Below are 21,156 nucleotides of genomic sequence, written 5' to 3'. Positions count from 1 at the left end.
TTAACAATAAAATAAGTCAATTCTTATCTGTTTTTTCAGTGTATCGGAAGTCTCTATCTATAACAGGACTTCAAAACAGAAATTATCCAGAAATGAGTCGTAATTTTAACTTTTATAAAAGGTAGTTGTGCAACAGCCACGAAATGCTTGACCAAGCCTGGATTCATTTGGATTTGAAGATACAAGAAGAAAGTGTTCATTTTAAACTTGTTAATAGTCGAGTGTCTTTTACAAGCAAAAACAACGCTAAAGGAGGAATTGGCTTACAAAATGTTCGAAAGCGACTGGAATTGCTTTATCCTTCACAACATGAACTAGTGATTACGGAAGAAGAAGATTTGTTTATCGTAAACTTAAAAATTCAACTTCAGGTAGAAAAAATCAATACAATATTATTTTCAAATAACACATTAAACGCTGTAGGCCATGAAAATCAGGTGCATGTTAGTAGATGATGAGCCACCTGCTCTACAAGTACTAAAAACACATATATCGGCCTTTCCAAATCTGGAAGTTGTGGCTGAATGTGCAAATGCTATAAATGCATTTCAGGTGCTACAGCAGCAAACTATAGATCTTCTTTTTCTGGATATTCAAATGCCACAGCTATTGGGGACTGATTTTATCAAATCTTTAAGGCACCCACCTAAAGTAATATTTACAACTGCCCATCGTGAATATGCACTGGATGGTTATGAGCTGGATGCAATTGATTATTTATTGAAGCCTATATCTTTTGAGCGTTTCATGAAAGCTGTTCAAAAAGTAATCCGGCAGGATTTATCTTCTAATGTATCTCCCAACTCTAAGCAATTAAATAAAGAACTGCCAGCCTCGGAAGAAGCTTACTACTATTTTAGGGTAGATCGGAAAATGGTGAAGGTCAGACTCAACGAAATATATTATATAGAAAGCCTCAAAGATTATGTTAAAATTTTTACAGCTGCTAAGGTTTTAATTGTTAAACAAACCATGCAGGCTTTGGAACAGATGTTGCCAGAAGAGAAATTTTTGCGAATACATCGTTCTTACATGGTTTCGGTGGATAAAATCCAGTCCTTCTCGCAAAATCATTTGGAAGTAAAGGAAAAAGAATTACCCATCGGAAGGTTGTACAAACTAGAGGTGCAGCGTAAACTGGAATGATAAAATTGGAATAGACTGTTTACATCCTGCTGAATTGGATTTAGGATATAGCTGTAGAAGATGATTTCAAATTAATGAGAGACTTTTAAAAAGCTTTTTCACAGAAACTCTGTAAACATTAAATTGGCCGTTTAATATTTCTTTATCTTTTTTTGAGGAAGTTTTATCCTGAATATCAGAAGTAAAGAATAAATATTTTCCATCGTAAGAAAAGAATGGAGTAAATTCAAAAGCGCTTGAATTAATCTCATCTCCTAAATTTACTGCCTCAGACCAACCATCTTCAGTTTTTTTGCTTACATAAAGATCGCCTTGACCCCTACCTTCAGTTCTGTCCCAGGCAGAGTAAACGAGGTAATTTCCATCGGTAGATATTACTGGATCTGCCTCAAATTTTGATGTGTTAATTGGGGCACCAATATTTATTGGTTCGGAAAAAACGCCATTTTCTAAGATGCTATAATAAATATCTGAAGAAGTTGCTTGCCCTCCTCTGGTGGAATTAAAATATAAAATTCCATTGCTGTATTCCACTCCCAATTCCATTTGAGAGGAATTCACTTCTTTAATAGGAATTAGTTTTGACCAGTTACCATTAATTAACTCCGCTTTCCATATGTCATAATCTACTTTTGCCGTTTCACTTCCATCCGTGGGACGGTTTGAAATAAAAAAAAGTATTTTGCCATCTGGTGTTATGCATGGATCTGAATCCCGATATCGGGTATCCGAAAAACTAACTGGCTCAGGAATTGTCCATTTATCCTTTACAAATTGAGACACCATAATCTTTGATTCTTTAAATCCTGGCAAAGAATGGACAATATAAAGCGTTTTTCCATCTGCAGTTAAGGTGGGGTTGAATTCATTTTTAGAAGTGCTGATCACACCCCTTTGGAAAAGACTCACCTTTACCTTTTGAGATAAAATATAACTTGGTAAGCAAAAGCTAAGAACCAACAGAACAATGGAAGATTTAATATAAAACATTGAATAACAGCATAAAAAGGATGACCAAATACTTAGTCAAAAGTAAAAATAAATTTTATTATAAATTAAGGGAGTAACTAAAAATAAATTCTCACACATTGCAGGAGCTTTCTTCTGAAAATGCTAATAATATTCATTTTATATGTTGTAAAACACTTATAGCAAATGATGCTTTAGTCATTGAAAACGGTGAACTAGAAATTGCTTATCTAAAGTTCGCTCTAGGTCTAAAACGGTCTTTGAAATCAGTTGAAATGATAAAACAATTAGAACTAGATAAAATAATTTGTTACGATGGTGGTTTGGTGCAAAAAAACGTTCCATTTAATCTTGAAAAATCAATCCTAATACAACTAATGAGGCAATCAGAGTCTTTCCTTTCTAAAAGGAACATTATTAATAAATAAATTTATATCTCCCCGTATGCCGAATTACTGTACTAAAAATAAGTGATCAATCTTATGATTTTATTTTTAAACACCTATAAACAAACATCTAAAACCCACTAAATTAATAGTGTAATAATAATGTATATTAAAAATAGGGATAGCAACTTATTAGCAAAAATGTCACCACTACTTTAAAAATAATAATTATGAAAAAGTTAGCTTTCATTCTTACCTTCTGTATAACTCTCAATGGATTTGGACAAGAAATTAATCTATCTAAACACCTAAAATCTAATAGTATTGATGTTATTAATCGTCAAATAACAGCATATGAACTTGATGGCGTTGAATTGGATGCAAAAGAGGGAGATGGATTAGCAATTCTAGATTCTATTCACTTTAAAAAAGGAACTATTAATTTAAAAATTAAAGGTGAAAATGCTCCCGGAAAAAGTTTTGTAGGATTAGCATTTAATGTCCAAAATGATTCGACATACGAAGCTGTTTATTTTAGGCCCTTCAACTTTGTTGCGGAAGATTCTTTTAGAAAAAACCATATGGTTCAATATATCGCACATCCGGTATATACATGGGATAAGTTACGTCAAGAACGTACCGATGAATTTGAGGGAGAACTTAAAACACCACCATCACCAGACGACTGGTTTTTCGCTAAAATTGAACTTCTAAATGAAAAAGTAAGGGTATACATTAATGAAGAAAAGAATCCCGTATTTGTCGTTGATAGATTAGCTAAACCAGAATCTGGTAAAATTGCATTATGGACTGGTCACGAATCATCAGGAAGGTTTAAAGAGTTAGTTATTTACAATTAAGGTCAGGTTTTGAAAGTAAAAAATTGTGGCTGAAAGTAGCCATGAAAGCATCGGGCAGTTACTATGATGGGTTTAGTCAATATTTTTACTTCTTGTGATAATTAATCCCTTCAGTTGCCATATGTATTAGCCTAAGCCTTACCTACAATTTAATTAATAACTGTAATTGAAGTGTACATAAACATAGAAACAGAACGACTAACAATAAGACCCATAAATTTGAAGGATGCCGAATTTATTATTGATTTGGTCAATTCAGATGGCTGGTTGAAATTCATTGGTGACAGAAATATTTCTGACATCAGTGATGCCAGAAATTATATCCAAAAAATACTTGACAACCCTAATTTTTATTATAGTGTTTTCGAATTAAAAGAATCAAGGAAGGCTATTGGAGTAGTTACATTTCTCAAACGAGAAGATGAAAAGTACCCTGATATCGGTTTTGCTTTATTGCCTGAATTTGAAAAAAATGGATATGTATTTGAGGCAAGCAAATCGTATCTTGAAAAAATAAAAAGTTTAGACAAATACGTTAACATTATTGCCATTACTCTACCTGATAATCAAAAGTCCATTAACTTATTACAGAAACTAGGACTTCAATATATAGGTGATTATGAAAAAGAAAAAGTCACTATATCTTATTATGTTTTGAAAAATGAGAAATGAACCGTATTAAAAAATCTAACATAAACATCAATCTTGGTGTCGAAATTAATGATGGTTTGGATTATTTCAAACTTTCTAATGAGCATTAAAAATATTTACAAGCTTTATTCAAAAATGACTAAAATAAACGGACAGACTTTGTCCACACTGAATAAGATTGTGCACAGTTTGAATAAAACTTGTCTTTTAGAATATAAAATATAGAAACAAGATCTTTAGTAACTTTTCATTCCTACTCTTTATTTTTCACTCTATCTACCAACCTGCCATTATTCAACCAATGAATTGTATTCATTAAAAATTGAATATTTTGAGGTGCAACAGGAGAATTAAATCCTACTTTATACTTTTCTTGAACGATTTGGGCAGTAAACATTGCCGCCTCCGTAAAGAATGCTACTTTTCCTTTTCCATATCTTTTAATTGCTCCCATCACTAAATTAGCGGTAGATTTCTCAATTGCATTTGCATCGAATTCACATGCCACTTCTGGTATTAAAAACATCTGGACTCTGGAAATTCAGCAATGATGATAGTATCGTCAGATGGAATTAAAGCAGAACCAGTAAAAGCTGCTAATGAGTCTATATCTTTTTTAGTAAGAGGCCTAACAAATAATTTACCTGCCTTCTTTGAATAAGTATCTAGTGGCCAATCTCTCCTCTCTTTCAAAACAAATCCGTCATCATAGAAGAACCCGAACTCTGGATAATTCGTTAGTAGCACAAGGCAATGGCATATGGTTTGCAATCAACAAAACTATATTGATTTAAGCATATTTTCACTGATTTCATCGATAGAAATGGGTTGATTGCCATAAGCTTTCATCAACTTTGCAAATGGATTAAAATATATCCTAAGGCTGGTACCTTCCCCCCTCTTTTGGAAATCCAATTTTCTTAAATGCCACAGCCAATTTGAACAAGATGGATATTATTGGCACCTATTTTATCTCCGTTCCTATTATAAACTTCCCAATAGCCTAACCAAAAGTCAAAGACTCTGAGATTTTCAGAATTGCAATTTTATTTTCGAAAAGTCCTTGAAAAATTCGTCAGCGGTAAATTGAGAATTACAGGCTTAATTCCGTTATCATTTTGAATGTTACCCTCCTTATTAAATCCCCAGAAACTATTAGCTACATAAAATAATGAATCGTTTTGGATAAAACCCAAAGTTGGCTCGCCCATAGCAGGATGGTTCTTTTCAAGGTATTCAAAACTCCTCACTTTGTCATAATCTTCATTGAATTGCAAATAGGTTATACGATTTGGAGTTACACCATTTTGAATAGCAATTAAACCATTTTTATAGGCATATAACCCATCAATCCCTTTTAATGCTAAGTCAGGTTGGGTTTCAATTTTCTGCATGCTATTCTGCACCGTATCAAATAAAAACAACCCTTGACTATAATCGGCCAAAAACACCTTTTCACCGATCTGTGCTATTCCTTGTAAGGATAAGATTTTATCCGTGCTGATCCATTTTACTAATTTTCCTTTATCAAGCCTGTAAATTATATTCGCCTTACTATCTGAAACTAATACCCTTCCATGCACGGATAAGACCACATCACCAAAAATATGATTTTGATTATCTTCAACCGAGATACTATCTAACAAAACACCATTTTTCAAATTCGCTTTATACAATTTAGATTTCTCTAAATTTGAATCATTTTGATCCAATCCTGCCTCTAAAAAACCAGCACCAGCAAACCAAAGTATACTGTCCTGAATAGTCATTCCAGTAATAGCAAATGGAAAGGACTTTTCAAAAACCGTTTTCAATCCCTCACCTGTAAATGAGTAAATATTTCTTTTGTTGATACTGCTCAATAAATAACTATTTTGAAAAGGATTATAAGCAACATCTTCGATATGCAGTGTTTGGTCATTTATCACAAAAGCTGTATCTGAGTTAATGATGGTTTTCATCATTTCCAATTGGTAGGCAGATAAATCTTTATATGCTTGGGTGTTTTTTAATTTATTAAAATCACCTCTTTCTAAATCATAATTTTTGGCATCAATGCTGACGACTTTTCTTAACCAATAATTGGCGGAATCAATATTGTTATTTAATGAATGTGCTATGGCTAAATAATAAATAAGCGTTTGATGCTGTGGTCGTAGCCTATGGGCATTCTTCATTTCCACCAACATTTGTGAATAGTCATTTGCTTTATATGCTGAGGATGCTTCTTGAAAATGGGATTGATAAGTTTGTGCCTTGAGAGATGAAACACTTAAGATTAAAAGAAAAGTTAAAAAGCTTCGCATGAAATAATTTTTTCATAAAAATGAATAAAAATAAAATCAATTGCATCTAATCTAGATGCATTAAAATAATTTAAAATGATTCCGAGCATTATGAAGTGTAAATTTAAAAACAAATCATCTAGGCAGGATGATGGTAAAAAACCTATTATGAAGTAAAGTGCAGGAAACCACCTATTCAATTAATTCACTTGTAAAAAGTAAAGACAAACTATGAGTTAGTTTTAGTAGATTGAAATCAATAAAATACAAATTTTCTTACTATGCAATGTCAAAACTATATTGTAGAAACGGCAATCGATATTTCCAAAAATAAGACATAGCTTTTATGCAAGTATTTAATAAAAATTTCTTTAAATAAAAATAATGTACTTTAAAAGTGACTAAATACTAGCTTTCACTTTAACACATAGCCAAATTTTAATTATCTTCAAGCTGAAAAAAATCAAATCACCAATGAGAAGTTTATTATTTTTTTTAATTCTTTCATTTTTAAATTTCTCTGTCACCCTTTCCCAAAATCATTATGGAAAAAATGGCATGGTAGCCAGTGCGTCCACTTATGCATCTCAAGCTGGATTAGAAATTATAAAAGACGGTGGGAATGCAGTGGATGCTTCAATTGCAACGGCATTTACCTTGGCGGTAACCTGGCCTTTTGCAGGAAATCTTGGTGGGGGCGGTTTTATGGTCATCCATAGTGGAAATGGAGAAGTCACTACTTTTGATTTTCGAGAAAAGGCTCCTTTAGCCTCCACAAAAGATATGTTTTTAGACGAGAATGGAAATTTGAAATCTGGTGGTAATCATAATTCAGCTTTGGCTATTGGGGTGCCCGGAACGGTAGCTGGTCTCTTTGATGCACATCAGAAATATGGTCAAATATCTTGGGAAAAGTTATTAGAACGAGCAATACAATTAGCAGAATTTGGTTTTCCATTACCAAAATCCTTAGCTGAGGATTTCTACAATTTCGCACAAAACCCAGATCAATATCCTGAAATGCAGAGTTTCATTAAGCGAGATGGTAGATTAGTAGGCTTCGGAGAATATTGGCAACAACCTGCCTTAGCAGAAACTTTAAAAGAGATTCAAAAAGAAGGTAAAAAAGGGTTTTACGAAGGAAAGGTGGCTGAAACCTTGGTAGATTATATAGATTCACAAGGAGGTATTTTGACCTTGGAAGATTTAGAAAAATATCAAGCTATCGAACGAAAACCCATTCATTCCACTTTTAATAATTATGATTTATATGGTATGCCTTTGCCAAGCTCGGGAGGAGTGGCCATCAGTCAAATGATGAATATGTGGTCACATCTGGATTATACACCTAAAATGGGTTCTGTTCAATATTATCATATTTTAGCTGAAATCATGCGAAAAGCCTTTAAGCACCGAGCACAATACCTAGGGGATATGGATTTTGTTGAAATTCCTGAATTAGAGAAACTTCTCTCAAAAGCGTATGCCAAAGAACTGTTAGCTGAAATTGATTTTGAAAAAGCCAGTAAGAGTGGAATTTCAGATATCCAACTTTTTTCGGAAGGGCAAGAAACTACTCATCTTTCTGTTATGGATGAAAATGGAATGGCTGTCTCGATGACTACCACACTGGAACAAGGGTATGGCGTAAAAATGCAATCTCCTAAGCTTGGGTTTTTATTGAATAATGAAATGGGAGATTTCAATGCTGTGCCGGGGAAAACTACCAATAGCGGACAAATTGGAACAACCGCAAATACCATTGAGCCCGGTAAAAGAATGCTTTCCAGCATGAGTCCGTTTATTGTCATGAAAAATAATCAACCCTTTTTAGTAATTGGTAGCCCCGGAGGAAGAACCATAATTAATACAGTTTTTCAAACCATATTAGCAACATTAGTTTATGATTTTCCGATGGCACCAGCAATCGAAGCTCCAAAAATTCATCATCAATGGCTGCCTGATCAAATTATTTATGAGGAATACAAAATGGCTCCGGAGACTTTAAAATCTTTAGAAGAGATGGGACATGAGCTTCAAGTGCGTAGCTTTATGGGGAGATTGATGGGGATTAAATTTTATTCAGATACAGGATACATGGAAGGTGCTGCTGATAGCGGAAGTCCTGATGGAGGTGTCGCTTCATACTAAATGACAAATTCAAATAAATACTAAAATTCTTTTAAGATAGATTCTTGTAAATACTTTCTAAAATTCTTTTAAACTCTTGAAAATCCTCATCTGACAGATTTTCCCAAGCTTTCATTCTGATTTTCTGTACTTCGGGCAGACAATCTTCCACCATTGCTCTTCCTTCAAAAGTTAAAGCAATTATAAAACTTCTTCTATCCGTAGGATGTGATTTTCTTTCAATCAGGTTTTTGACTTTCAATAAATCAATTATTCGAGTCATAGTGGGATGATCCTTGAAAGTATTGGTGGCTAATTCCCTTTGATTCAAATCACCCTTATCATATAACTGCTTAAGCACTGCCCATTGGTCGATAGTAATAGTCCAACCCAGCTCTCTAAATCTCTGCTTAGCATATTGCTTTACTCTTCGAGCTGTTTGATCTAATAAAAATGAATATCTACTATACTTTTGAGCTTCTTGCATAATTAATTATTAGTATGACAATCAAAATAAGTTATTGTTTTAGATTTTAGCAAGTTTTTAGAAAGAATGGAATCACCCAAATTGAAAAATGTGGTTTTACATTCAAGCATTTCAAAGCAATAGTTATTATTTGAAATAAATAGTTTTGAATGAAAACGACACTTGAAACATAAAAATCTATATTCTTCTACTTTAAGCATTTATGAATATTTATTGAGTACCTTTGCGCTCCAATTGAAATTACCTTTATGAAGCGTATTAACGAATACAAAAAATTATTTAATGTAGAAGGTCCTATTGACCTTAAGCAATTAAAAGCAACTTATAGAAATTTAGTAAAAGAATGGCATCCTGATAAATTTCAGGCCAATGACCCTAGGGCTGAAGAAGCCGAAATCAAAAGTCAGCAAATAATTGATGGCTATCATTTCCTTATTAGTATAGCTCCTGAAACTAAAGAAGCTAAACTAGCTGAATATAATAAAACCACTACGGAATCGGGCATTCTAGATTTTAGACATAAAGGTTTATTATTAGAGATTTCCTTCCTTGATGGTACCACTTATGAGTATTTTGGTGTTAATAAAAATGTTTATTCCAAATTGGTAAATTCTGATAAACCGTATCGTTATGCCAAAAGAAATATCTTTCACAACTTCCTTTACAGAAAATCAAAGAAAGCTATGGAGATGGCTGAGTAACTAAATCTGATTTTTTGATGCTTTTTCCAATAGTACTTTTTGGTTGTTATTGAGTACTATTGGAAAAACCTATTTTATGTTCTAATCCGTAATTTTCTTAAAACTTTTACCGATTTGCTCCCCTACTTCATCGAGTTCTTCTCCGATTTTTTTAGCTTCCTTTTCAATTTCTTCTGATTTACTATTGAGCTTTTCTTTCAATCCTTCTGCCCCTTCTTGTATTTCTTTATCCAATCGTTTGAATTCAATTCGTAATTTGGCCATCCATTTTTTAAAATCCAGAGAAGCTTTGCCTGTTTCAATAGAATTCGATCCTTTTTGGTAAGAAGCCATTTCTCCTGCTATAATATTTTTTGATTTATCACCAACTCTAAAGTTTACGCTGCCTTCTTCCACTTCTACTTCCATATCTTCAGTGTTAGATTTTACGCTAAATTCGGTACCTAGAACTTCTACCTCACCTAATTTACCTATTACAGTGAACGGTTTATCTGCCGTTTCTACTGAAAAATAACACTCACCTGAAATAGCAACTTTACGCTGATTAAAAGCCTCGATATACTCTAATTCTGAATAATGATTTAGAAAAATGATGCTTCCATCTGGTAACTCGACTACCTCATAATTATCAGCAGTCGATATTTTTTCCTTTGAACAAGAACTGAAGAGTGCAAAAAATGCAATAAGAGAAAAAACGTATTGACTTTTCATTTGTATTTTATTTAGTTATTGCTGCAAAGATAATAGAAAAGCAAAAATTGATGGACTAACTCTTGTTCAAACTAGTGATAATTATGTTCGTTTCAGGACTAGAGCAGCGCGGTTTACACAGTAAATTTTCATGAAATCACCTCCCTCCTTTTTAAAAGTCTCATGAATTGTTAATTGATCAATTCTTTCATGACCGCCAAATTTTGCATCATCGCTATTCAATAAATAGTGAAACTCCCCTCCTTTTGGAACCCAAAACTCATAGTCCGGAACTGAATTATTGGGATGAAAATTGAACACAAAAATTAAATCTGCTCTTTCAAAAATCAGAACTTTATTGGTTTCGTCTATATTTAACAAATTGGCCGGTGGCGATTGCAGTACATTTTCAGATTTCAAGACCTTGAGCATTGATGCTTCAAAATCATTAAGATAATGATATTTCAATTCTTTATTATCGACCAAAGACCATTGCCTTCTGGCGTATTTATAACTCCAATCATTGCCCTCTCTGGGAAAATCCATCCATTCAGGATGGCCAAACTCATTTCCTATAAAATTCAAGTAAGCTTCTCCACCAGCTGAAGCCGTTACTAAACGAATCATTTTATGCAAAGCAATTCCTCTATCGATAATCAAATTATCATCTTCTTTGGCCATATGCCAGTACATTTCCTTATCCATCAGCCAAAATGCTAATGTTTTATCGCCAACCATCGCCTGATCATGGGATTCTGCATAAGCCACTGTTTTTTCTCCATATCTTCTATTACTGAGGACATTCCAGATTTCCTGCATGCTCCATTCTTCATCTTGCTTATGTTTGAGCCATTTAATCCAATTATCGGGTATTCCCATTCCTAATCGATAATCAAAGCCTAAGCCGCCTTCCTCAATGTCTTGACAAGTGCCTGGCATTCCGCTCATATCTTCTGCTATACTGATGGCACTCGGTTTAATTTCATGAATTAACTTATTCGCTAATTGCAAATACCGAACGGCATCCCAATCCACTCCTTCTTTAAAATATTTATCGTAATGATCAAAATTTGTATGTTCACCATGATGGTGGTAAAGCATAGAGGTTACGCCATCAAATCGGAACCCATCAAAATGAAACTCTTCCATCCAATACTTCAGATTTGAAAGCAAAAAACGAGAAACCTCTTCTTTTCCATAATTAAATAACTTGGAATCCCAGCCGGAATGATAGCCTCTGCATCCATGGTGGAAATATTGACTTCCACTTCCGTCAAAGTCATTTAAGCCTTCAGAAAAATTCTTTACAGAATGAGAATGTACTACATCCATAATGACTGCAATTCCCATTTCATGCGCTGCATTGACTAAAGTTTTTAAATCATCTGGAGTTCCAAAACGAGATGAAGGGGCAAAGAAATTAGCTACATGATAACCAAATGAACCATAATAAGGATGTTCTGCTACTGCCATCAATTGAATACAATTATACCCTAAAGCTTTTATTCTCGGTAAAATATTTTTTTCGAATTCCTGAAAGGTGCCCACTCCTTCTTTTTCCTGCGCCATTCCGGGATGGCATTCGTAAATCACTGGGTTTTTAATATCACCTAAATTGAATTTACTGTCCGTCCATTTAAATGCTTTTTCTGGCTGCCAAATTCTTCCCGTAAATTCATGATTATCGGTATTTTGAGTGGTATATTTTATATAAGCTGGAATTCTGTCATGCTTTCCATTAGCTGAAGTAACTCGCACTTTAACCAATGAAAGATGTCTCAAGCCATCTTCATTCTTAATTTCTACTTCCCAAATTCCAGCTTCATTCTTCTGCATAGAATGTGCATTTTCATCCCAATTGTTGAAATCACCAACTAATGCTAAAGCTTGAGCTGCAGGCGCCCATTCTTTATAGGAAAAGCCTTTTTTGGTTTTTTGAAAACCCAATTCCTGATGTCGGGATGCGTAACTGGTAAGACTTCCGAAAACACCATTAATTCTATCCATTTCCGATTTGAAATAATCAAATCGATTTTGAATATCATTTTCGTAGGGGGCTAACCAAGGGTCGTCTTTAATTAATTGTAACATTATCGGAAATTTAGGCTTTTCTAAAATTAGGAAAAGATAATGGAATCTTACAGGGAATGAAAATATAAGTTATAAGGTTACTAATTTATTTATAAGATTGTAGATTTGCGATTTGCTGCAAAATTTAAAGAAAAAGAAATGAGGATAATCACAAATATGTTGGCGCCTAAAGAATATGAGAGCAAAAACGAATCGGGCAATATCTTAAACATTGATATGTATGATGCCAAAAGCAAAGACTACTTCTCTCCTATGGAAAGTCTTTTGGCTGCTCTGGCCTCTTGCGCATCAGTTGATTTAGTGGAAATGATCAAGAAAAGAAGAAAAGAACTGATAGATTTACAAGTAGAAACAATAGGGCAGCGAAGAGAAGAAAATCCAAGATCTTATGAGCGCATTCATATGATTTTCACTGCGACTTCCAGTAATCTAAAAGCTGATGAGTTTATGAAACTAGTAGAATTGGCTGCTGGTAAATATTGCTCAGTTTCAGGGACTTTGAATGTAAAAGCTACTTACGAAGTAGTCGTAAAAGAACTGTAAATAGGAGCTGCCTCAAAAGCCAATATTTATCCATTTCTTTGCAAGGAAGACTTTTGAGACAGCTTTTAATTTTAAGTTACCAATCCTGTTTTATAATTAATTTTTTGATATTCTTCTTTACTCAATTTTAAATCTCGTCTGGCATTTTGTATTTCTGGCCTAAAAAAAGAACTGTATAGTAGTAAGCCAGTAAATAGTCCCATCATTCCTTTGTGATAAGTCATCGCAAAAACTGCTATAGTAATGATTTGATATATGGCTAAACCAACGTATTTAATCATAGTAGCACTGCGATATTTTCTCATTTTAGCAATCAAATCATCCATCTGAGATGCTGACTTATATTGCCTTGCAGCTAGTAAATGAAGAAAGACAATTTCAATTATTGCTAAGATTACTGTAATTCCTGCAACAGTATCTTCCATCTCATATGGGATACCAATTACTTTAGCATTACCATTTTCTGATCTTAGAAAAACAATTGCAAAAAGAAATAAGGGCACTGCTAATAAACCATAATAGGTCATCTGCAAAGATTGAAAAAATGATTCCCAATATTTATAATCCGATTTTTTATCCATGAAATTTTTCAGATTATTATTCTGCAGCAGAATCTAAAAGCTTTACTGCAGATAGTCCCAAATGGTCTACTAGGATTTTTTTATAGGCTGTTGTGTTTTTATAACCACCATTTGCATTGAAAAATTCTTCAATAATTGGTTGCCAATCACTTGATTGTGGCATAATGTAAGCAAATTCTTCAGACCCCTCATCTCCAACTTTATGTCGTTGTAATGGCTTTCTTTCCTTTACAGCAGATAAGTAAAAGGCTAAATCTAAATATGAAAAAGAGTTTTTATCATTTAGAATTTTTTCCAGAACGTCAGGACTTGAATTCACATAACTTATTTCTAAGTCAGGATAATAATCTGATTTTAATTTATTGATACGTTTTTCATTTAGTGTACCCTTGGCTGTATAAGCAGTAAACCCATTAAACTTTTGAGTAATTTCACTCATCGATTCAAGAGTTGGTACGCTGCTATGTGTCACCAAAATAGCAAAGTTTGTGATAAAAGGAGGGCTAAATAAAATTTCATTCTTTCTGGCTTCAGTCACAGTAATGTTTCCAAGTCCAAAAACACCATTTTTTCCATTTTTAACGCCATTATACATTGCACTAAAACTGCTTCCATTACCCAAAAAACGAGCGTTCAAGTTAATTCCATGATTAGTCCTTACATATTGAAGGAAATCATTCATGATATCTACACAAACACCTGTTAACTTTCCACTTTGATCTTTATACACAAAACCAGGAGTTTCTACATAAGTGAAAGTTACCGTTCCCTTTCCATTGTTCTTGGCAGTTTCATAATTATCGCCAGATAAACTTTGGGATAATAGCGTGCCAGTTATCATGGATAAAACTAACACAAAAGTCCATTTTAAAAATTTCATATTATTCAATTTATAATTTTAACACTTTTGAATCGATACTTAAATAAAACTATTCCTTCTTAGGATTCAAATTTTCTTTAGCCAAAGCATATTCAGGAGCTATTTTTAATGCATTATTAAAATATTTTTTTGCAGAATCTTCATTGCCTTGAGCTCGTTCGATTAAACCTTGCATATTTAATATTGCTGCTCTAAAAGGAATTTCTATTTCATTTCCATTCTCATTTTGGGCATAAACTGTTGCTCTATCAACCACCGGTTTACCTAAAAGCAACTCTGAATTGATTTTGGCATCAGCATACATTTTCATAAAATATTGTTTTTGAATTATTTCGTATAAAGTATAAGGATCATCAGTCAATGTATATAGTTTCTCGTACATTTTTAATGATTGATCTATAGCACCTATTTTCTCTAAACTTTTAGCGCCTACCTGCAATACTAATTTATTGTTCGGTGAGAATCTTAAAATATCATTAGATACTAAAGCAGCGGAAGCAAATCGATTAGATTCATAATAAAGAAAAGCCAAAGAGTCCAGGTAGGATGCATTGTTTGGCTCAAGCGTCATCAAATCATAAATGGCATTGGTAGCTACACCAAAATCATTATATCTGATGGAGCTAAAATATTTCTGCTTCGCTCGTTTTATGGCCTCTTCATTTTGGCCATATAGATTAGATTGCAAACCTATTACTACCAAAACCACTGTAAGAATTAATGCTTTCGAATATTTCAATCTTTTCATATTTAAAAATTTATTGTTGTCTAAAATCATACCAATTATTTTAACATTAAGATTATTCTACTTTTTGAAGACCCAGATTCCTTGCAATTTCCAACATATAATCATAAGCTTCATCTCGGTTGTTTTGAATTTTACCATCCAAAATAGCTTCTTTTATTTCACTTTTAATAAGTCCGATTTCTTTGCAAGGTGTTAAATTAAAAGCTTTCATGATATCTTCTCCGCTTACTGGTGGCTGAAAATTTCTAACTTGATCATTTTCCTCGACTTCTTTCATTTTTTGCTCGACCTTATCAAAATTAGCGCGGAATTGTTTCACCTTATTCATGTTTTTTGAGGTGACATCTGCACGGCAAAGGGTCATCAAATCTTCTATATTATCACCCGCTTCAAAAAGCAATCTACGGACCGCAGTATCTGTTATATTATCTCGAACCAGGGGAATCGGCCTCAAATGAAGCAATACCAATTTTTGTACATACTTCATTTTTTCGTTTAAAGGTAATTTCATTCGCTTGAAAATCTTGGGTACCATTCGTGCCCCTTTATCTTCATGACCATGAAATGTCCAGCCTTGCTTAGGATTAAATCTTTTGGTTTCAGGCTTTGCAATATCATGTAAAATTGCAGCCCATCTGAGCCAAAGGTCTCCTCCATATTCAGCAGTATTATCCAAAACTTGAAGCGTGTGATAAAAATTATCCTTGTGCTTAAAGCCATTCTTTTCCTCCACACCTTGCAATTCCATCATTTCCGGAAAGAATTTATCTAGCAATTGCGCATGATAAAGCAACTTAAAACCATATGAAGGCTTTTCAGTCATGATGATTTTATTCAGTTCATCTGTAATGCGCTCTGAAGAAATAATTTTTAAGCGTTCTGCATTTTTTATAATGCTGTCAAATGCTGTGGGAGCGATATCAAAATTTAATTGAGCCGCAAAGCGAATTGCTCTCATCATTCTCAAAGGATCATCAGAAAAAGTAATATCAGGATCTAAAGGAGTTTTAATAAGCTTTTTCTTCAAGTCTTTTACTCCACCAAAAGGATCGATTAAAGCACCGTAGTTAATTTCATTTAAGCTAATTGCTAGCGCATTTATGGTGAAATCTCTTCTATTCTGGTCGTCCTCCAGAGTCCCCTCCTCTACTACTGGCTTGCGGCTATCTCTTTGATAGGATTCTTTTCTGGCGCCTACAAATTCTAACTCCCATTCACCATGATGAATACTTGCAGTTCCGAAGTTTTTAAAAACCTGAAATTTCTTATTCGAACCAATGTTAGCGGCCACTTCTTTTGCCAATTCTATTCCGCTCCCTACACATACAAAATCAATGTCTTTAGAAGGTCTTTTTAAAATTAAATCACGAACATAACCACCTACTACATAGGCTTCAATCCCCAAAGAATGGGCGCTTTTTTTAACTAACTCAAAAACAGGGTGCTGTGCAAGAAGTGCAGAGAAATTCATTATTACTACTTAGATGATGGTTTTACCAAGTATTGACTTACTCAATAGAATAAAAAATAGATTCGTATTAAGCGATTGTAAATTTAGTATAATTTGATGATAAGAGGACGAAATTGGGAAGTATTTTAAGCTTTAATTATACTTTTTTAGAGATTATTTGATGTGATTTAATTTGAGAGTAGGTGTAAGCCATGATTATATTTTAATCAAAGATTAAAATGGATAGATTCCTTTCTTCAAAGGAATGACTCACAGAAATTCTATTGCAGTAAACAAATTAGAGCATCACAACAATTTAAGATTGGAAAAAATCCATTCATTCACTGAAATAGATAAGATCGTCATTCCTGCGGAGGCAGGAATCTTGCCCTATTGAAACTTCGTTTCAATAAAAAAAATAGCTTCACCAGTAAAAGCAAAGCTATCTATTAAATAATTAAAGAATAAACCTCTTAATTCCTTCTATTTATTTCATCGCGGATTTTAGCAGCTTTTTCATAGTCCTCACTCTGGATCATTTTGTCTAGCAATGTATTCAATTTATCCATCGGCATATTTTTCAATTTATCGAAATCGGATTTTGATGTGGGACTAGACGGTCCAGGTGTAGAGGATCTTTCTACTGGTTTTTTCAACTCAGAAATATCTTCATCTTCTTTTTCATCTGATAGCACAATTCCAGCCTCAGACATGATTTTTTCATAGGTATAAATAGGTGCATCAAAACGAATTCCTATTGCAATTGCATCAGAAGGCCTGCTGTCTATTTCTACTGTTTCCATGCCGTTATCACAAACAATTTTGGCAAAAAATACACCTTCTTTCAAATCCGAAATCACAATTTCTTTTACCGCGTAATTAAAACTGTGCGCAAAGGATTTGAATAAATCGTGCGTCATAGGCCTATTGGGCACAATCTTTTCTATTTCGATAGCAATAGCTTGCGCTTCGAACATACCGATGATAATCGGTAATCTTCTGCTACCAGGCGCCTCACCCAAAACAAGAGCGAACGAACCAGATTGCGACTGACTAGACGATAAACCTAATATTTCTAATTTGATTTTATCCACAAGTGAATTTTAGTTTTGTGCTTTTTTAAGAGCTTCTGTTAACTTAGGAACTACTTCAAAAGCATCTCCTACAATACCATAATCTGCTGCTGAGAAGAACGGAGCTTCTTCATCTTTGTTGATTACTAAAATATATTTGGAAGAATTCACACCCGCTAAATGTTGAATGGCACCAGATATACCTATTGCAACGTACAACTGTGGAGATACTTTAACCCCTGTTTGTCCTACGTGCTCATGATGAGGTCTCCATCCGATATCTGAAACTGGTTTTGAACAGCCTGTAGCTGCACCGAGTGTTTTAGCTAAATCTTCTATCATTCCCCAGTTTTCAGGACCTTTCATTCCTCTACCACCTGAAACAACAATTTCTGCTTCTGGCAATAGGATTTCACCTTCTTGTTTGTCCTGAGAAGTGATTTTCACTGCAAAATCTGAATCATCAAAAGTTGGTTCGAAAGCTTCAACTGAAGCATCTCCACCATCTTCTTTCATTTCTACAGCATTTTTCTTGATTCCGATAATCTTTGTTTCTGTGGTCATTTCCACATTTGCAAAAGCTTTACCTGTATAAATACTTCTTTTCACAGTAAATCCGCTTGATGTATCTGGCAAATCTGCTACGTTGGAAACAAAACCAGCTTTTAATTTAGCGGCAATTCTTGCTGCAACTGGGTCACCCAATGATGATTTAGCAAGTACTAAAGTTTTTGCACCTACTTTTTCCATTGCCTGCGCAATAACTTTTGCGTAAGGAAGGATTAAACCTTTTTCCAATTTCGCGTCTGCAGCATGTAAAACTTTTGACGCTCCAGCTTTTCCAGCTCCTTTCAAAACTGATTCATCTACTGGACCTAAAGCGATTGCAGTCACATCCTCTCCCATAGCAGCAGCATAAGATACTGCTTCTAAAGATGATTTTTTAATTTCGCCTTCTGCGTGTTCTATAAATACTAATATTGACATTTCTTTCATATAATTTCGTTCAACAATGATTAATTGGCTGTTTAGTTATTATATAACCTTAGCCTCGTTTTTCAACAATTTTACCAACTCTTCTACATTGTCGGCATCAATCATTTTCACATCCCCTTTAGCAGGCGGCATTTCATATTTCTGTAATTTAACTGCTTCAGAAGCATCTGAAGGAGCTACTACATCCAATTTCTTGCTTCTTGCTGACATGATTCCTCTCATGTTAGGAATTTTCCACTCAGCAATCGGCTCTTGACAACCTGCGATGAAAGGCAATTCTAATTCTAAATATTCTTTTCCACCTTCAATCTCACGAGCCAGCTTGGCAGTTTGGCCTTCGATATCCAATTTCATTACCGGAGAGATAGCGGGTAAGCCTAATAATTCACCTACCATTCCGTGTACCATGCCACCGTTGAAGTCTATGGATTCTCTTCCCATCATGATTAAATCATAACCGGCATCTTTAGCATGGTTAGCAATTTGTTCTGCCACGAAAAATGAATCGGTTGGCTCAGCATCAATTCTGATGGCATCATCAGCTCCAATAGCCAATGCTTTTCTTATAGTTGGTTCGGTTTCAGCTTTTCCTACATTTAAGACAGTAACTGTACCGCCTGAAGCTTCTTTCAATTCAACTGCTCTTGCTAAAGCGTAATCATCATATGGGCCAATGATGAATTGTACTCCGTCTGATTTAAATTTTGTGTTATCGTCCGTAAAGGAAATCTTTGCCGTAGTATCCGGCACATGCGTTATGCAAACTAATATTTTCATAAAATATATTGAGTTTATGGTTCCTTGTCTAAAACACTTTTTGTTAAAGACATTTGAAGATTTATAAAGTATAACTGATATTAAAGCCCGAAGTTAAGTATAATTGAAAAAAATAAAAATTGAATCCGACTAATGAATGAAGATAGAATAGCTCAACTTCAAAAATTTAGAGAAGAATCTCCCAATGACCCCTTTTTAATCTATGCTTTGGCTACGGAATATAAAGAAGATGTCCCAGCCAAAGCTAAAGAACTTTTCGATGAACTAATTGAGAAGCACGAAAACTATATCGGCACCTATTATCATGCAGCTGCTTTGTACGCTGAATTCTTTGACAGAGATAAAGCAGATGAAATCTACCAAAAAGGAATAGCTACTGCCCAAAAAAATGGAGAACATCATGCGCTGAGGGAGTTGCAGAATGCTTATACGAATTTTCAGTTTGAGGATTAGATGCTAGAGATTAGAATCTAGAGTCTAGATTCTAGATTTAAGACTTCTATTCATTGTATTTTTTGCGACAATTAAAGCCAATAATCGATGCAAATCAATTTGGAAATTTAATTTTACCTATAATAGCTTCATTCCAATTAAATTCATAGACCTCAAAAGCTCAATCTGTAAATCCATAACTTTAAACTGATAGATAGAGTTAAAATCAGTACATGTATAATCTCATGAACATTTTTTCAAGAAATCTAAAATAAGAGCCATGAAATTAAGCAACTACCAGTCAAAACTCAATAAAGAAAACCAAACAGATTTTAGTGGATTGAAAGCAGTTTTTATCAATTGCACTTTAAAGAAATCACCCGAAAAATCTCATACTTCTGGGCTGATTAGCATGTCTGCGCAAATCATGAAGGAAAATGGAATACATGTGGATATTATCAGAGCGGTTGACCATGACATTGCCTTTGGTGTGTATCCAAATATGACCGAGCACGGCTGGGACAAAGATGAATGGCCTGCAATTCAGCAAAAAGTGATGAATGCCAATATTTTGGTGATTGGAACTCCTATTTGGTTGGGTGAAAAGTCTTCCGTTGCCAGTCAGGTAATTGAAAGATTGTATGCATTCTCAGGAAAAACCAACGAGCAAGGACAATATGCTTATTATGGCAAAGTTGGCGGATGTTTAGTTACTGGAAATGAAGATGGCATCAAACATGTGGCCATGAATACTTTATATAGTTTACAGCATCTGGGCTATGTAATTCCTCCACAAGTTGATGCTGGATGGATAGGTGAAGCAGGACCAGGTAAATCCTATATGGATGAGGGAAGTGGAGGCCCTGAGAATGATTTCACTAACAAAAACACCACTTTTATGACCTGGAATTTAATGCACATGGCTAAAATGCTGCACGACCAAAACGGAATCCCTGCTTACGGAAATCAGGCTACGGAATGGGAAGCAAGAACTGATAAAGACCATCCAAATCCTGAGTATAGATAGATTTTTTGAGATCAAAGATTATAGACTAATAGATAAAAAATAATGGTTATTATATTAGACTGATGCTGATGGAATTACTGTAAATAAAAAAAGCGGTCTACTTTATCTAATTTGACACTATCCCAAAAAGTGTGTAACTAAAAATTTTGAAGATAGGGTTAAGATTCATTTAATCTGACCCTATCTTCAAATATAATAAGAAAACTGTTAAGTATTACTCCCCAGTTTCTAATAGGCTGAGTCCATTTTTTAC

General features: G+C 34.1%; 23 protein-coding genes. 9 read left to right on the top strand and 14 right to left on the bottom strand.

Translation table 11 applies throughout. The annotated features are described in order from the left end of the window. The first annotated feature begins 143 nt into the window (after positions 1-143). Together VFM92_RS05505 and VFM92_RS05500 are read left to right on the top strand one after the other, a co-directional pair. On the top strand, positions 144-455 hold the full coding sequence (locus tag VFM92_RS05505; protein ID WP_325121193.1) for a hypothetical protein: 312 nt from the start codon (positions 144-146) through the stop codon (positions 453-455). Next, complete coding sequence (locus VFM92_RS05500; RefSeq protein ID WP_325121192.1) at positions 427-1,146, top strand: LytTR family DNA-binding domain-containing protein; 720 nt, start codon at positions 427-429, stop codon at positions 1,144-1,146. Before VFM92_RS05505 ends, VFM92_RS05500 begins: the two co-directional genes overlap by 29 nt. 66 nt (positions 1,147-1,212) lie before the next feature. Here VFM92_RS05500 and VFM92_RS05495 read toward each other — a convergent pair whose 3' ends face one another. Continuing rightward, positions 1,213-2,055 carry a hypothetical protein gene (locus tag VFM92_RS05495; protein WP_325121191.1) on the bottom strand — a complete coding sequence of 281 codons (843 nt, stop codon included), beginning with the start codon at positions 2,053-2,055 and terminating at the stop codon, positions 1,213-1,215. Positions 2,056-2,731: 676 nt separating this feature from the next. Between VFM92_RS05495 and VFM92_RS05490 the strand changes: the two genes are divergently transcribed. After that, complete coding sequence (locus VFM92_RS05490) at positions 2,732-3,361, top strand: hypothetical protein (RefSeq protein WP_325121190.1); 630 nt, start codon at positions 2,732-2,734, stop codon at positions 3,359-3,361. Positions 3,362-3,532: 171 nt separating this feature from the next. Beyond that, a complete protein-coding gene (locus tag VFM92_RS05485; protein WP_325121189.1) occupies positions 3,533-4,033 on the top strand; it encodes a GNAT family N-acetyltransferase in 501 nt (166 codons plus the stop codon). A gap of 232 nt (positions 4,034-4,265) precedes the next feature. On the opposite strand, the gene VFM92_RS05480 is transcribed toward VFM92_RS05485, so the two are convergent. From VFM92_RS05480 to VFM92_RS05470, 3 genes are all read right to left on the bottom strand, one after another. Further along, positions 4,266-4,538, bottom strand: a complete 273-nt coding sequence (locus tag VFM92_RS05480; protein WP_325121188.1) for a hypothetical protein — start codon at positions 4,536-4,538, stop codon at positions 4,266-4,268. Beyond that, the gene (locus tag VFM92_RS05475; RefSeq protein ID WP_325121187.1) at positions 4,529-4,759 is read right to left on the bottom strand and encodes a hypothetical protein; all 231 of its coding nucleotides are present in this window, start codon (positions 4,757-4,759) and stop codon (positions 4,529-4,531) included. The genes VFM92_RS05480 and VFM92_RS05475 overlap by 10 nt, the downstream gene beginning before the upstream one ends. A 299-nt stretch (positions 4,760-5,058) precedes the next feature. Continuing rightward, positions 5,059-6,318: a hypothetical protein gene (locus tag VFM92_RS05470; protein WP_325121186.1), complete on the bottom strand. Its 1,260-nt coding sequence runs from the start codon at positions 6,316-6,318 to the stop codon at positions 5,059-5,061. Between the two features lie 453 nt (positions 6,319-6,771). Between VFM92_RS05470 and ggt the strand changes: the two genes are divergently transcribed. After that, positions 6,772-8,448, top strand: a complete 1,677-nt coding sequence (ggt, locus tag VFM92_RS05465; RefSeq protein ID WP_325121185.1) for a gamma-glutamyltransferase — start codon at positions 6,772-6,774, stop codon at positions 8,446-8,448. Positions 8,449-8,479: 31 nt separating this feature from the next. Here the strand turns inward: ggt and VFM92_RS05460 are convergent, their stop codons facing one another. After that, positions 8,480-8,914, bottom strand: coding sequence for a MarR family transcriptional regulator (locus tag VFM92_RS05460; RefSeq protein ID WP_325121184.1), 435 nt, complete (start codon positions 8,912-8,914; stop codon positions 8,480-8,482). A gap of 248 nt (positions 8,915-9,162) precedes the next feature. On the opposite strand from VFM92_RS05460, the gene VFM92_RS05455 reads away from it, so the two are divergent. After that, positions 9,163-9,615 carry a KTSC domain-containing protein gene (locus VFM92_RS05455; RefSeq protein ID WP_325121183.1) on the top strand — a complete coding sequence of 151 codons (453 nt, stop codon included), beginning with the start codon at positions 9,163-9,165 and terminating at the stop codon, positions 9,613-9,615. Between the two features lie 81 nt (positions 9,616-9,696). On the opposite strand, the gene VFM92_RS05450 is transcribed toward VFM92_RS05455, so the two are convergent. Both VFM92_RS05450 and VFM92_RS05445 read right to left on the bottom strand, forming a co-directional pair. Continuing rightward, positions 9,697-10,326, bottom strand: a complete 630-nt coding sequence (locus tag VFM92_RS05450) for a FecR family protein (protein ID WP_325121182.1) — start codon at positions 10,324-10,326, stop codon at positions 9,697-9,699. 81 nt (positions 10,327-10,407) lie between these two features. Further along, positions 10,408-12,396 carry an alpha-amylase family glycosyl hydrolase gene (locus VFM92_RS05445; protein WP_325121181.1) on the bottom strand — a complete coding sequence of 663 codons (1,989 nt, stop codon included), beginning with the start codon at positions 12,394-12,396 and terminating at the stop codon, positions 10,408-10,410. A 138-nt stretch (positions 12,397-12,534) separates the two neighbouring features. Here VFM92_RS05445 and VFM92_RS05440 point away from each other — a divergent pair, with 138 nt between their 5' ends. Next, positions 12,535-12,939: an OsmC family protein gene (locus VFM92_RS05440; RefSeq protein ID WP_325121180.1), complete on the top strand. Its 405-nt coding sequence runs from the start codon at positions 12,535-12,537 to the stop codon at positions 12,937-12,939. Between the two features lie 71 nt (positions 12,940-13,010). Here VFM92_RS05440 and VFM92_RS05435 read toward each other — a convergent pair whose 3' ends face one another. The 7 genes from VFM92_RS05435 to VFM92_RS05405 all read right to left on the bottom strand — a co-directional run bounded on the left by VFM92_RS05435 (position 13,011) and on the right by VFM92_RS05405 (position 19,444). Next, entirely contained in the window at positions 13,011-13,520 is a 510-nt protein-coding gene (locus VFM92_RS05435) for a hypothetical protein (RefSeq protein ID WP_325121179.1), read from the bottom strand. A 16-nt stretch (positions 13,521-13,536) separates the two neighbouring features. Continuing rightward, a complete protein-coding gene (locus tag VFM92_RS05430; RefSeq protein ID WP_325121178.1) occupies positions 13,537-14,400 on the bottom strand; it encodes a substrate-binding periplasmic protein in 864 nt (287 codons plus the stop codon). A 49-nt stretch (positions 14,401-14,449) separates the two neighbouring features. Next, positions 14,450-15,148 carry a hypothetical protein gene (locus VFM92_RS05425; RefSeq protein ID WP_325121177.1) on the bottom strand — a complete coding sequence of 233 codons (699 nt, stop codon included), beginning with the start codon at positions 15,146-15,148 and terminating at the stop codon, positions 14,450-14,452. A gap of 52 nt (positions 15,149-15,200) precedes the next feature. Beyond that, the gene (locus VFM92_RS05420) at positions 15,201-16,619 is read right to left on the bottom strand and encodes a CCA tRNA nucleotidyltransferase (protein WP_325121176.1); all 1,419 of its coding nucleotides are present in this window, start codon (positions 16,617-16,619) and stop codon (positions 15,201-15,203) included. A 452-nt stretch (positions 16,620-17,071) separates the two neighbouring features. Next, positions 17,072-17,692, bottom strand: a complete 621-nt coding sequence (locus VFM92_RS05415; protein WP_325121175.1) for a bifunctional nuclease family protein — start codon at positions 17,690-17,692, stop codon at positions 17,072-17,074. A gap of 9 nt (positions 17,693-17,701) precedes the next feature. Next, positions 17,702-18,658: an electron transfer flavoprotein subunit alpha/FixB family protein gene (locus tag VFM92_RS05410; RefSeq protein WP_325121194.1), complete on the bottom strand. Its 957-nt coding sequence runs from the start codon at positions 18,656-18,658 to the stop codon at positions 17,702-17,704. Between the two features lie 48 nt (positions 18,659-18,706). Further along, entirely contained in the window at positions 18,707-19,444 is a 738-nt protein-coding gene (locus tag VFM92_RS05405) for an electron transfer flavoprotein subunit beta/FixA family protein (protein ID WP_325121174.1), read from the bottom strand. 132 nt (positions 19,445-19,576) lie between these two features. On the opposite strand from VFM92_RS05405, the gene VFM92_RS05400 reads away from it, so the two are divergent. Continuing rightward, complete coding sequence (locus VFM92_RS05400; RefSeq protein WP_325121173.1) at positions 19,577-19,897, top strand: tetratricopeptide repeat protein; 321 nt, start codon at positions 19,577-19,579, stop codon at positions 19,895-19,897. Positions 19,898-20,156: 259 nt separating this feature from the next. Then, a complete protein-coding gene (locus VFM92_RS05395) occupies positions 20,157-20,903 on the top strand; it encodes a flavodoxin family protein (protein WP_325121172.1) in 747 nt (248 codons plus the stop codon). Positions 20,904-21,156 lie beyond the last annotated feature (253 nt).

This window comes from Marivirga sp. (assembly GCF_035704835.1).
Lineage (GTDB): Bacteria > Bacteroidota > Bacteroidia > Cytophagales > Cyclobacteriaceae > Marivirga.
The sequence above is the reverse complement of the archived record's forward strand: the minus strand, read 5'-3'. Positions and strand labels throughout refer to the sequence as shown.

What these genes read in the sequence shown, in the direction of transcription:
- VFM92_RS05440 (WP_325121180.1), top strand. Translation starts at nt 12,535, where the DNA reads ATGAGGATAATCACAAATATGTTGGCGCCTAAAGAATATGAGAGCAAA.
- VFM92_RS05400 (WP_325121173.1), top strand. Translation starts at nt 19,577, where the DNA reads ATGAATGAAGATAGAATAGCTCAACTTCAAAAATTTAGAGAAGAATCT.
- VFM92_RS05500 (WP_325121192.1), top strand. Translation starts at nt 427, where the DNA reads ATGAAAATCAGGTGCATGTTAGTAGATGATGAGCCACCTGCTCTACAA.
- VFM92_RS05435 (WP_325121179.1), bottom strand. Translation starts at nt 13,520, where the DNA reads ATGGATAAAAAATCGGATTATAAATATTGGGAATCATTTTTTCAATCT.
- ggt (WP_325121185.1), top strand. Translation starts at nt 6,772, where the DNA reads ATGAGAAGTTTATTATTTTTTTTAATTCTTTCATTTTTAAATTTCTCT.
- VFM92_RS05420 (WP_325121176.1), bottom strand. Translation starts at nt 16,619, where the DNA reads ATGAATTTCTCTGCACTTCTTGCACAGCACCCTGTTTTTGAGTTAGTT.
- VFM92_RS05505 (WP_325121193.1), top strand. Translation starts at nt 144, where the DNA reads ATGCTTGACCAAGCCTGGATTCATTTGGATTTGAAGATACAAGAAGAA.
- VFM92_RS05425 (WP_325121177.1), bottom strand. Translation starts at nt 15,148, where the DNA reads ATGAAAAGATTGAAATATTCGAAAGCATTAATTCTTACAGTGGTTTTG.
- VFM92_RS05445 (WP_325121181.1), bottom strand. Translation starts at nt 12,396, where the DNA reads ATGTTACAATTAATTAAAGACGACCCTTGGTTAGCCCCCTACGAAAAT.
- VFM92_RS05395 (WP_325121172.1), top strand. Translation starts at nt 20,157, where the DNA reads ATGAAATTAAGCAACTACCAGTCAAAACTCAATAAAGAAAACCAAACA.
- VFM92_RS05460 (WP_325121184.1), bottom strand. Translation starts at nt 8,914, where the DNA reads ATGCAAGAAGCTCAAAAGTATAGTAGATATTCATTTTTATTAGATCAA.
- VFM92_RS05410 (WP_325121194.1), bottom strand. Translation starts at nt 18,658, where the DNA reads ATGTCAATATTAGTATTTATAGAACACGCAGAAGGCGAAATTAAAAAA.
- VFM92_RS05405 (WP_325121174.1), bottom strand. Translation starts at nt 19,444, where the DNA reads ATGAAAATATTAGTTTGCATAACGCATGTGCCGGATACTACGGCAAAG.
- VFM92_RS05480 (WP_325121188.1), bottom strand. Translation starts at nt 4,538, where the DNA reads ATGTTTTTAATACCAGAAGTGGCATGTGAATTCGATGCAAATGCAATT.
- VFM92_RS05470 (WP_325121186.1), bottom strand. Translation starts at nt 6,318, where the DNA reads ATGCGAAGCTTTTTAACTTTTCTTTTAATCTTAAGTGTTTCATCTCTC.
- VFM92_RS05455 (WP_325121183.1), top strand. Translation starts at nt 9,163, where the DNA reads ATGAAGCGTATTAACGAATACAAAAAATTATTTAATGTAGAAGGTCCT.
- VFM92_RS05490 (WP_325121190.1), top strand. Translation starts at nt 2,732, where the DNA reads ATGAAAAAGTTAGCTTTCATTCTTACCTTCTGTATAACTCTCAATGGA.
- VFM92_RS05430 (WP_325121178.1), bottom strand. Translation starts at nt 14,400, where the DNA reads ATGAAATTTTTAAAATGGACTTTTGTGTTAGTTTTATCCATGATAACT.
- VFM92_RS05450 (WP_325121182.1), bottom strand. Translation starts at nt 10,326, where the DNA reads ATGAAAAGTCAATACGTTTTTTCTCTTATTGCATTTTTTGCACTCTTC.